The 11,481-nt window shown below is 37.7% G+C and carries 11 protein-coding genes; 3 read left to right on the top strand and 8 right to left on the bottom strand.

Annotation, left to right across the window (positions count from 1 at the left end; translation table 11 throughout):
- Position 1: 1 nt before the first annotated feature.
- The gene (locus HW278_RS10400; protein WP_178977759.1) at positions 2-607 is read left to right on the top strand and encodes an IMPACT family protein; all 606 of its coding nucleotides are present in this window, start codon (positions 2-4) and stop codon (positions 605-607) included.
- 102 nt (positions 608-709) lie between these two features.
- Here HW278_RS10400 and HW278_RS10395 read toward each other — a convergent pair whose 3' ends face one another.
- The 5 genes from HW278_RS10395 to HW278_RS10375 all read right to left on the bottom strand — a co-directional run bounded on the left by HW278_RS10395 (position 710) and on the right by HW278_RS10375 (position 6,577).
- On the bottom strand, positions 710-1,879 hold the full coding sequence (locus HW278_RS10395) for a WG repeat-containing protein (protein WP_255493614.1): 1,170 nt from the start codon (positions 1,877-1,879) through the stop codon (positions 710-712).
- Between the two features lie 86 nt (positions 1,880-1,965).
- Positions 1,966-3,261 carry a tyrosine--tRNA ligase gene (gene tyrS, locus HW278_RS10390; protein WP_178977758.1) on the bottom strand — a complete coding sequence of 432 codons (1,296 nt, stop codon included), beginning with the start codon at positions 3,259-3,261 and terminating at the stop codon, positions 1,966-1,968.
- A gap of 170 nt (positions 3,262-3,431) precedes the next feature.
- A complete protein-coding gene (locus HW278_RS10385; RefSeq protein WP_178977757.1) occupies positions 3,432-3,653 on the bottom strand; it encodes a hypothetical protein in 222 nt (73 codons plus the stop codon).
- A 13-nt stretch (positions 3,654-3,666) separates the two neighbouring features.
- Positions 3,667-5,493, bottom strand: a complete 1,827-nt coding sequence (locus tag HW278_RS10380) for an ABC transporter ATP-binding protein (RefSeq protein ID WP_009410041.1) — start codon at positions 5,491-5,493, stop codon at positions 3,667-3,669.
- 1 nt (position 5,494) lies between these two features.
- Positions 5,495-6,577, bottom strand: a complete 1,083-nt coding sequence (locus HW278_RS10375) for an AMP-binding protein (RefSeq protein WP_002671241.1) — start codon at positions 6,575-6,577, stop codon at positions 5,495-5,497.
- 673 nt (positions 6,578-7,250) lie between these two features.
- On the opposite strand from HW278_RS10375, the gene HW278_RS10370 reads away from it, so the two are divergent.
- Together HW278_RS10370 and HW278_RS10365 are read left to right on the top strand one after the other, a co-directional pair.
- The gene (locus HW278_RS10370; RefSeq protein ID WP_002671239.1) at positions 7,251-7,739 is read left to right on the top strand and encodes an Lrp/AsnC family transcriptional regulator; all 489 of its coding nucleotides are present in this window, start codon (positions 7,251-7,253) and stop codon (positions 7,737-7,739) included.
- Between the two features lie 2 nt (positions 7,740-7,741).
- Positions 7,742-8,356 (top strand): deoxynucleoside kinase, encoded by a 615-nt coding sequence (locus tag HW278_RS10365; RefSeq protein ID WP_002671237.1) that lies wholly within the window; start codon positions 7,742-7,744, stop codon positions 8,354-8,356.
- A 57-nt stretch (positions 8,357-8,413) separates the two neighbouring features.
- Here HW278_RS10365 and HW278_RS10360 read toward each other — a convergent pair whose 3' ends face one another.
- The 3 genes from HW278_RS10360 to pfkA form a co-directional block, all read right to left on the bottom strand.
- Positions 8,414-9,268, bottom strand: a complete 855-nt coding sequence (locus HW278_RS10360; RefSeq protein ID WP_009419361.1) for a hypothetical protein — start codon at positions 9,266-9,268, stop codon at positions 8,414-8,416.
- Between the two features lie 82 nt (positions 9,269-9,350).
- Positions 9,351-10,349, bottom strand: coding sequence for a type I glyceraldehyde-3-phosphate dehydrogenase (gap, locus tag HW278_RS10355; RefSeq protein WP_178977756.1), 999 nt, complete (start codon positions 10,347-10,349; stop codon positions 9,351-9,353).
- 47 nt (positions 10,350-10,396) lie between these two features.
- Positions 10,397-11,377, bottom strand: coding sequence for a 6-phosphofructokinase (gene pfkA / locus HW278_RS10350; protein ID WP_009419359.1), 981 nt, complete (start codon positions 11,375-11,377; stop codon positions 10,397-10,399).
- Between the last annotated feature and the right edge of the window lie 104 nt (positions 11,378-11,481).

Genomic DNA, 11,481 nt, shown 5'->3' with positions numbered 1-11,481 from the left:
TTTGGATACCTACAAAACCATAGCAACCTCAGTAGAAGAGGTGATTTTTAAGGAGAAAAGCAGTAAGTTTTTAGGCTATGCTTTCCCGATTACTTCTGAAGAGGAGATAAAGGTGCATCTCGAAGCTGTGAAGAAAGAACATTTCTCGGCACGGCATTGGTGTTATGCGTGGCAATTGGGTTATGGCACTACCCAGCGTTATCGCACTAACGACGACGGTGAACCTAACAATACAGCAGGGATTCCTATTTATGGACAAATACAGTCATTTGAGCTTACTAACGTACTGGTGGTAGTAGTGCGCTATTTCGGAGGAATTAAATTAGGGGTAGGCGGATTGGTGCAGGCTTACAAAACTACTGCTCAGCTCACCTTGCAAGAAGTAGAAATTGTAGAAAAGCTCATTACCGAGGAGCTTATCATCAGTTTTGAATATCCACTGATGAACAAAGTAATGCGGGTAGTAAAAGAGCAGAACCTCTCTATCAGTCATCAACTGCTCACCGAAAACTGCGTGCTACATTTAGCCGTACGACAAAGTGATTTTATAAAAGTAAAAGAGATCTTTAGTAATCTCTTTGGGGTACATATAATAGAAGAAGATTAGGGTGTTTCTTTTCTTGGGTGCTTACTTTCTATATGAGGATGGTAATATTGATTGCCTATTTGTATTTCCTCTTTAAGAATAACAAGAAAGAAATCAGAGTTTTCATTTTTCTAATACAAGTATAGGGTTTTCAGAGCGCATTGCTGGGCGCTTGGTTTCTAAGTTGGGTTTATAAAAACTATTATCAATCTTTACTATACATTCCTGCTCCGACTCTCCTCCCATAAAAACTTCCCACTTACTCAGATGAACTGTCTGTAAGTTGTATTCATTACCTTTGTGGTCTATGAACAAAGGCGTAAGTCCGTCGTACACTAATATATAATCCCAATAGAGGGTACGCATTTCTATTTTGCTGTATACAGCAGGAATAAATAAATAAGGCTTTTTTGACGAAGAGTTAATATCATAGGTAAAATAGCCTACTTTATCACCTATCCCTAAATTATAACTTTTTCCACTACATCGTTTTTCAATATAACTATAAATAAGAGGTAAGATAGGTGCTCCTGAAGGTTCTAAAAACCCGTAGCATCTTTCTTTTTGTGCTATAAACAAAGGGTGACTGTCTACTGATTTATCATACTGCAAAGCATCGTATTCTAAAGGAATGATCATCTGACCATTTTTATCAATCGTTCCCCACTTGCCTCCTTGTTCTACGATAAAGAAACCATCGGTATAGGCACTGATATAATCATATTGAGCAGGTATGAACAATTTCCCTCCCTTGTTGATACCATATTTACCATTTTCAAAAAAAGGAATCATCAGCTCTTCATCATTGATACGCTTATAAATATGTTTCAATTTATAGGAATAACCTGTTCCTAATATAACTAATACAGCCCCTTCTCTATCTACATAAGTATCCACTCTCAAATTTCCTTCTTCAGTAGGGCGCAAACGCAACCGGTGAATATAAATCCTCATATAAATAGGAAAATAAGGTTCTATTTCACGAGCAGCATAATAGCGCCAAAAGTGCCGTTTTTGCTTACCTTTAAAGCCTCTTACTACAGGAATAGTTGAGTCATTAGCAATTGAGTCGTAAGTTACAAACAAAGAATCTTTTTTAAAATGCAACCGAAAAGTATTTACTACTGCCTTTTGTTGTTGATATTCCAAAGGTACAAAAGGAAATTTACGTTCATTATCTCCTTCCTTTTCTTTAGAAAAAGCATAAAAAGGCACATCATTTAGTACCGTCATATCTACTGTTTTACAAGCGATAAGTAAGAAGCATAAAATAAAGGGTAAGAGGAGTTTCATTGTTAAGAGCTAGAAGTTAAAAACTTTGCCAAAGTTTTTCTGCCTGCACGGCTCGCTCCCTTGGCAAAGTTGAATATTATAGAGAACTACACTTTCTTCACTATAAAGTAGTTTTTCTTTCCGCGTTGTAATAAGATAAATTTCCCATCTACAAGGTCTTTTTCCCCTATTTGGTAGTCTTCACCTACTTTCTCTTTATTTACGGAAATAGAGTTCTCTTTCAAGGCACGACGTGCTTCGGAATTAGAACTGATAAAACCTGTTTTTGCTGAAAGAATGGCAATCATATCAAGTCCACCAGCAATATCGGCGGCACTTACTTCGGCTTGAGGTACGCCGTCAAACACTTCTAAGAAAGTTTTCTCGTCTAAAGTGCGTAAATCGGCAGAAGTAGAGTTACCAAAGAGGATTTGTGATGCTTTTTTGGCTTTCTCAAGCTCTTCGCGTCCGTGTACTAATAGGGTGAGTTCTTCTGCCAATTTGTTTTGCAATATGCGCAAGTGAGGCGCCTCGGTGTGCTGAGCGATGAGACTGTTGATTTCCTCTTTGCTGAGCATTGTAAAGATTTTTATATAACGTTCTGCATCGGCATCGGAAGTATTAATCCAATATTGGAAGAACTTGTAAGGCGAGGTTTTCTCAGGATCAAGCCACACATTACCACCTTCACTTTTACCAAATTTAGTGCCATCGGCTTTGGTAATCAGCGGGCAAGTAAGGGCATACGCCTTTCCGCCTGCAATACGGCGAATAAGTTCAGTACCCGTAGTGATATTTCCCCATTGGTCAGAGCCTCCTATTTGTAAAGTGAGGTTTTTCTCGCGATAGAGATGCAAAAAGTCGTAACCTTGCAAAAGTTGGTATGAGAACTCAGTAAACGACATTCCATCAGTATTTTCATTAGGATCGAAGCGTTTTTTTACCGAATCCTTAGCCATCATATAGTTTACGGTGATGTGCTTACCAATATCGCGAATGAATGAAAGGAATGAGAACTCTTTCATCCAATCGTAGTTATTCACGAGTTCAGCGCGATTAGGCGCAGTGCTTTCAAAATCAAGAAATTTTGCTAATTGTTTTTTGATACCCGCTATATTGTGTGCTAATACTTCTTCGGTGAGCAAATTGCGTTCTACTGATTTACCTGAAGGATCGCCTATCATACCTGTTGCTCCTCCTACGAGTGCATAAGGTTTATGTCCGCAATTTTGGAAGTGGCGCAATATCATTACGCCCACTAAATGACCGATATGCAGTGAGTCGGCTGTAGGGTCAAATCCCACATAAGCGGCGCGTAAGCCTTTCATAAGGTGTTGTTCCGTTTCAGGCATTATATCCTGAATCATACCGCGCCAACGCAATTCTTCTATAAAATTCTTCATTAGTTTTGTTCGTTTATAATCTATTTGGGTGCAAAGGTACGAAAAAAGTAAAAACACTCTTTTCTTCTTGCTAAAGTTCTAAATAAATAAGTATAAATATCTGTTTGTAGTTGATTTATTATTCGCTTTTTCTTCGGTTTAGATTCGTCATTTGTTCGCCTTTCCTTCGTTCATTGTTCGTCTTTCCTTCGTTCATTGTTCGTCTTTTGTTCGTCTTTTGTTCGTCTTTTGTTCGTCTTTTGTTCGTCTTTCCTTCGTTCTTTGTTCGTCTTTTGTTCGTTCTTTGTTCGTCTTTTGTTCGTCTTTTGTTCGTTCTTTGTTCGTCTTTTGTTTATCTGCCCGTGCGGCTCGCATCTGCCCGTGCGGCTCGCACCTGCCTGTGCGACTCGCATCTATACCCTAAACTTATTGCTCAAACGATTGCATTTCCACTAACTTTTTATACATACCGTTCTTTTGTATCAGCTCAGTATGGGTACCCTGCTCTACTATTTGCCCTTTTTGCATTACTACTATTTGGTCAGCATTTTGGATTGTTGAAAGCCGGTGCGCAATCACTACCGAGGTGCGGTTCTTCATCATATTTTCTAAGGCATTCTGTACCAAACGCTCGCTTTCTGTATCAAGTGCCGAAGTTGCCTCATCGAGTACCATTATAGGTGGATTTTTCAGCACTGCACGAGCAATACTAAGGCGTTGTTTTTGTCCGCCACTCAGTTTACTACCTGCATCGCCTATGTTGGTATCGAAACCCTTGGGAAGGTCTTTTATAAATTCGTAAGCATTAGCTATTTTAGCCGCTGTCACTAGTTCTTCATCAGTAGCATCGGGCTTTCCTATCAGGAGATTATTCTTTACCGTATCATTAAAAAGAATAGAATCCTGCGATACCACCCCTATGAGCTTTCGCAAGGAGGCAGTTTGCATATCTTTTACATTCACCCCATCGATAAGTACCTCTCCCTGATTTACATCGTAAAAACGAGTAATAAGGTTCGCAATAGTGCTCTTGCCACTCCCTGATTGCCCTACTAAGGCAATTGTCTTTCCTTTAGGTATTTCCAAAGAAAAATGACTGAGTACTGGCAGTTCAGCATACGCAAAAGTAATATCTTTCAGAGCTACAGCAGTGGTAAAATCAGAAATTACAACAGGATTTTCACACTCTTTAATAGGATTCTCGTAATCAAGGATTTCCAAAATACGTTCGGCTGCTGCATTCCCTTTTCGCATATCGTATGATGCCTTACTGATAGCCTTAGCGGGGGTGAGAATATTGTACGCCAATCCCATAAAGGCAATGAATTGAGTGCCCTCTAATGTTTTATCTACCAATACTAAAGAGCCTCCAAACCACAGCAAAATAGCAATCATCAGGATACCGAGAAACTCACTCATTGGCGACCCTAAGTTCTGACGATTCATTACCTTATTGCTCAATCGGTTAAAAGTATTGCTAGATTCCTTAAATTTCTTAGAGAAAATACCCTCAGCATTAAATGCCTTTATAATGCGCAATCCGCCTATAGTCTCTTCTATAAGCGAAAGGAATCGCCCTTGTTCTTGTTGTAAAGCTATTGAATTCTTTTTTAGTGATTTACCTATCCTCGAAATTACTGCCGCTGCAATAGGAATAAATACAAAGGTAAATACTGTGAGTTTCACGCTAATACCTAGCATCACCAAAATAGAAAAAAGAATAGTAAGAGGTTCTCTCACAAAAGCCTCCAATCCCGAGAGCAATGAGTATTGTACTTCGTTTACATCACCTACCATACGCGACATAATATCGCCTTTGCGCTGTTCTGAGAAAAATGCTATCGGTTGGCTTACAACTTTTTTGTAAAGTGCATCACGCAAATCGCGTAATACACCATTGCGAAGGTAAGTGATGAAAAAAGAAGCTAAATAGCTAAACATATTCTTCAGCAAGAAGAGTGAAATTACCAAAGCAATCACTATTCCAAGAGCCCAAATAGTATTTTCTCCCGCAAGAATTCCTACTTTGTAGTTTAAGTAGGCTTTACCATAACTCCCTAAATCCAACAAATTACCCGAATATACAGGAGCTTCAGCTACTGTTTGCGCCTTGCCAAAAAGTACATCAAGCATCGGGATAAGTGCCACAAACGAAAGTGCACTAAAGAGTGAATAAAGAATATTGAAAAATATGTTCAGTATTGCCTGTTTCTTATAAGGCAATATATAAGGGATAAATCTCTTGAGTTTCATCTTATTTCTTGTATTTCTTAACCGTTTCGTCCCTCCTTAGCTTTTGATTATCGGTATACACAAACTTAGGAACGAAATAGATTTGGCGAGGCACTTCGTATTTCAGTATATCTTTATCCATATAAATATCGTGTGCCAAAGTAGGGTAATCCTTCTCCTCTCCCTGTACGTAAAGCACTGCTCGTTGTCCTAATTCATCATCAGGTTCTTTAGTAATAAAGTAATCACCTTTGATGTACTTCTTAATCTTGTGTTCTACACTTTCCGGAAAGACTTTAAAGCCGCCCGAATTGATAATATTGTCAAAACGCCCTAACCACTCAAATTCGCTATGCGATATGAGATTTACAATATCATTAGTAATCACAGGGTGGTCGGCAATCAAAGGTGCATTTATTACCAAACAATTGCGGTCGTCTTGAGTAAACGTAACATTAGGCATTGCTTTATAGGTAGTTTCATGCTCCATCGTGTGATTTACCCTACGCATCGCAATATGCGAAATAGTTTCAGTCATTCCGTAAGACGAATACACTTCTGTGGGAATATTCTGCAATTTAGCTTCTAATTCTCCATCAATAGAAGCTCCTCCTAATATTACCTTCTTCACACGAGGCAAATCAGTAAGAGATTTCGCCGCTTGCAAAGGTATCATTGCACAAAAATCATAATCCTTACTGGTAAGCGATAAAGGCATAGACGAAGGACGAATAATATCAAGGTGTAAACCTAAAATAATGGCGCGAATAAGCATCATCTTACCTGCAATAAAGTCAGCTGGCAAACACAACAAAGCACGATTCTTAGGTGAAAGATTAAGGTATTCACCCGTAGCCAAAGCCGAATTAACCATACCTTGTTTCTTAAGGTGAATTTGTTTAGGAATGCCAGTAGAACCAGAGGTCGTCGCTTCTATATAATCCCTGTCGTCAAGCCAATCCAAAAGAAACCTCCCCACCGATTTACGGTAAGGCAAACCATCTTTCACGTAGGCTACCGCCAAGATAATAAGTCGTTCTCTATCTATAGGAAATCCATTGATTCTAAAATCTTTATGTACAAATTTGTAGTCTATTTCGTTCATCTTAAATGTAATATTGTTTTAATAGCAGTGGCAAAGCTACAATAATTAAACGAAATGAGCAAAATTAAATGTAAAATCTTATATTTTCATCGTTACAATTCACCTTCATTGGGGTTGTCGGCAATTACCAAACCATCGCTCTATTCTCATTTTATCTTTCTATTACTTTCGCTTCAAAACCTCGTTTTTAGCACTTTTAGCCTTGCTGTATTACAATATAAATCAACTACTTATACACCCTTTCTATACCAATCGTCCAAGATTCGTATAAGCTTCCTATAAGCTCTCTATAAGCTAACCCCACCCTTCTCACAGCCTTTTTTCATCAAAAACCCCTCCAACCCTCTTTTGATATTCTTCGTTTCCCTTCGATGATTCTGTGTCTCTCCAAAAACGCTAATGTGTCCTTTTTGCGACACACACTTTGGCAAAGCTGATTAAATTGATAATCAATTTAAAGACAATACAAACTATTATTGAAAATAACCTATTCTGTAAAACATACTTTACTCAGAAAATATTTCTATAGTTTTAGCCTTTTACAACCCAATTATTTATCTAAAAATAATAATGATTATGAGCCTTTTATAAAAAAACAGAAAAAATATTTTGTCTTTTCCCCTGGTATATCGAAAATATTTTCTAATTTTACCCCCAATAAATTTATAAAAGTATGTATGCATTAGACCGTATTGATTTAGCACTTTTAGATGAATTACAACAAGATAGCAAACAATCTATTAAAAAATTATCCGAAAAAGTAAGCCTATCAATCACTCCAGTTCACGAACGTATCAAACGATTAGAATCACTAGGAATAATTCAAAGATATGTAGCGGTAGCCAATCCTAAAGCTCTCGGAAAAAAATTGGTAGCTTATTGTCAAGTAAAACTTCTTAAGCATAGTGCCGAATTATTTAATGAGTTCGAAAAATATATAAGCACTTTAGATGAAGTGTTAGAAGCCTCGTATATGGCAGGAGGCTACGACTTCCTGCTAAAAGTTATGCTCAACGATATGGAAGATTATCAGAGATTTGTAGTACACAAAATATCTAAATTAGAAATTATCTCTAACATTCAAAGTTCTTTCGTAATACAAGAAATCAAGAACACCTCTATGATAAAATGTCTACGTGAGGAAGCTGAAAAAACTAATTAAAAATGCACATAGCAATTGCAGGAAATATAGGAGCTGGAAAAACTACCCTTACCTCTCTATTAGCCAAACACTACCAATGGGAAGCCCATTTCGAAGATGTGGTAGATAACCCTTATTTAGATGATTTTTATCACCAAATGGAGCGCTGGAGTTTTAATTTACAAATATACTTTCTAAACAGTCGCTTCCGACAGATTTTGGATTTTAGAGAGAAAGGGAATAACATCATTCAAGACCGCACTATTTACGAAGATGCTCACATCTTTGCCCCTAACTTACACGAAATGGGACTGATGAGCTCTCGTGATTTCGATAATTACAAATCACTATTCGCTCTGATGGAGCGTCTTGTTCTCCCACCAGACCTACTGATTTACCTCAGAAGCTCAGTACCCAACTTGGTAAACCAAATACAAAAGCGCGGTCGAGATTACGAAAATACAATCTCAATAGACTATCTTAACCGCCTCAACCAGCGATACGAACAGTGGATAAAAAGTTATGACAAGGGGAAACTACTCATTATAGAAGTAGATAATATTGATTTCGTAAACAACCCTGAAGATTTAGGTGAAATCATCAATAAAATAGATGCTCTCCTCTACGGATTGTTCTAAAATAAAAAAGACACCCACAATAGTGAGTGTCTTTTTTATTTTATCTTTTATTCGTTATTAAAAGAATTTGTTTACGTGGAAAGCAACCAAACCATCAATTGGTTTTCTTAGCACTGTACCCAATTTAAGGTTGTTTTCTGTCAATATTTCTTCCAAAATATCTTGGAGGAAGAAAGCAATACTACCTACAAAGTTGATAGGCACTTCGTAACGGTCTTCATACTGAGAAATCCAGTGGTCTACAAATAGTTGCATACCTTTTCTCACCATCTCACGGCAATATTCGTGATTCTTATTTTCTACTACGAATTTCGCAAAAGTAGCCAAGTAACTGTTAGGGTTTGGCATCTTGTACAAATGATTTTTAATCACATCTGAACCCAATTCATATTGGTTTTCAAATTTTTGTACAAGGTCTGATGGCATTTTCTTGAAGTAATAGTCGATAATCAATCGTTTACCATAAAAATTCCCACTCGATTCGTCCATCAAAATATAGCCTAATGAATCTACTGCTTGGTATAATTCTTTACCATTCCAATAAGAGCAGTTAGCACCTGTACCTAAGATACATACGATAGCTTTATCGGTGGGAGCTGTAGTGGCAAACACAGCTGCATAAGTATCTTCTTTCACATCTATTTTAGCGTTTTTGAAGATAGTTGCCAAACTGCGTTCTACAAAGTAACGAATGCGTTCAGTACCACAACCAGCACCATAGAAATAAATTTCTGATACTGAATTTCTGTTCTCAAACAATTGATAATTGGTGGTAATACGCTCTACGAGAATTTCTTCTGTAAGAACTTCAGGATTTAACCCTAAAGTTTGAGTAAAAAATATTTTTTCACCTTTGCTATTTAAGGCTGTCCAATCCGCCTTAGTAGCTCCACTGTCTACAATTAAAATCATATCGTTTCGGTTTTATTAAGTTGTTTACTATTAAAAAAGGTGAGTATGCCTCCATAGGCAACTCACCTTTTTTCTTTATGAATTACAATTTAGCAATGTGCTGTGCCAAATCTACCAATTTGTTTGAATAACCAGTTTCGTTATCGTACCAAGAAACTACTTTGAAGAAGTTAGCACTCAAACCGATACCAGCTTTAGCATCGTAAATAGAAGTAAGTTTGCAACCTACAAAATCTTGAGAAACTACCATGTCTTCAGTGTAGCCAAGGATACCTTTCAATTCACCTTCTGATGCTTTTTTCATAGCAGCATTGATTTCTTCTAAGGTAGTTGCCTTTTTAGTACGAACGGTAACATCTACTACTGAAACATCAGCAGTAGGCACACGGAATGCCATACCAGTAAGTTTACCATTCAATTCAGGGATTACTTTACCTACAGCCTTAGCAGCACCAGTAGTAGAAGGGATAATGTTGCAAAGTGCTGAACGTCCACCTCTCCAGTCTTTTTTAGAAGGACCGTCTACAGTCAATTGAGTAGCTGTTGTAGCGTGAACAGTAGTCATTAAGGCTTCTTCAATACCAAAGTTATCATTCAATACTTTAGCAACAGGAGATAAACAGTTGGTAGTACAAGAAGCGTTAGACACAATAGTATCAGTAGGTTTTACTGATTTGTGGTTCACGCCCATTACAAACATAGGAGCATCAGCTGATGGAGCAGAAATAACTACTTTTTTAGCCCCTGCATTGATGTGAGCTTGCGCTTTTTCTAAGGTAGTGAAGATACCAGTACATTCAGCAACTACATCGGCGTGTACTTCGTTCCATTTAAGGTTGTTAGGATCTTTTTCAGCAGTGATACGCACTTTTTTGCCATCTACTACTAAGTGACCATTTTCTACTTTCACATCACCTTTAAAAGTTCCGTGAACTGAATCGTATTTCAAAAGATAAGCGATGTAATTTACATCCAAAAGGTCGTTAATACCAACGATTTCTACGTCGGCTCTTTCATAAGTAGCACGGAATACAAGACGTCCAATACGTCCGAAACCGTTAATTCCAATTTTTACTGACATAATTCTCTTTTAATTTAATTTATTCGTTATTTAATTTTGTTACGTTACTAAGTTGCCATTATTTCGGCTACACGGAGGAGTTCCGTATCTATTTTAGAACTGCCTTTGATAGCTTTTTCAAGCGGAGTGAGTTCCATTTTGTTGTTGCGAGTACCCACCATATAGTTAGATTTCCCTTCAAGGAGTGATTCTACTGCTTTTACCCCCATACGGCTTGCCAATACGCGGTCGAAGCAAGAAGGAGCACCTCCACGTTGCATATGCCCTAATACTGATACACGCACATCGTAATCGGGGTGGTGTTGCTCTACATATTCTTTAAGTTCGAATACGTTTTTACCTATTTTATCGCCTTCAGCAACCACTACCAAGCTAGAAGTTTTACCAGTCCTACGACTTTTTTCCAAAGATTCAAGTAGCTTTTTAAGTCCTATATTCTCTTCTGGAATCAAGATTTCTTCAGCACCTGCCCCTACTCCAGAGTTCAAGGCGATGTGTCCTGCATCACGTCCCATTACTTCTATGAAAAACAAGCGGTTGTGAGAGCTTGCGGTATCTCTAATCTTGTCGATAGCCTCAATTACAGTGTTGAGAGCGGTATCATATCCCAAAGTAAAATCAGTACCATAGATATCGTTATCGATAGTACCAGGGATTCCCATTACGGGGAAACCAAATTCTTTGTTGAACAAGAGTGCCCCAGTGAAAGAGCCATCACCTCCTATTACTACCAAAGAATCTACCCCTGCAGCTTTTAATTTTTCATAAGCTGCCTTACGCCCTTCAGGAGTTTTAAAATCTTTAGAGCGAGCTGATTTCAAGATAGTACCTCCTCTATTGATAATATCTCGAACACTACGTGCGTTCATTTCTTCAAAATCGCCTTCTATCATTCCCTGATAGCCACGATATACACCTACCACTTCGATGTTGTGGTATGCACAAGTACGTACCACTGAACGAATGGCGGCGTTCATACCAGGAGCGTCTCCTCCTGATGTTAATACTGCTATTTTTTTTACTGACATTGTCTGTTTTTAATTTTCCGCCTCAAAAGTACAAAATATTTTTGATATAGCAATAACTTTATATGTTTTTTTAACACTAAAAAATATAACTGTTTAGTTTATTA

Origin of the sequence: Capnocytophaga sp. oral taxon 902 (assembly GCF_013394735.1) — a bacterium.
Taxonomy (GTDB): Bacteria; Bacteroidota; Bacteroidia; order Flavobacteriales; family Flavobacteriaceae; genus Capnocytophaga; species Capnocytophaga ochracea.
Note: the sequence above shows the minus strand (reverse complement) of the source record. Positions and strands in the feature narration are given on the sequence as shown.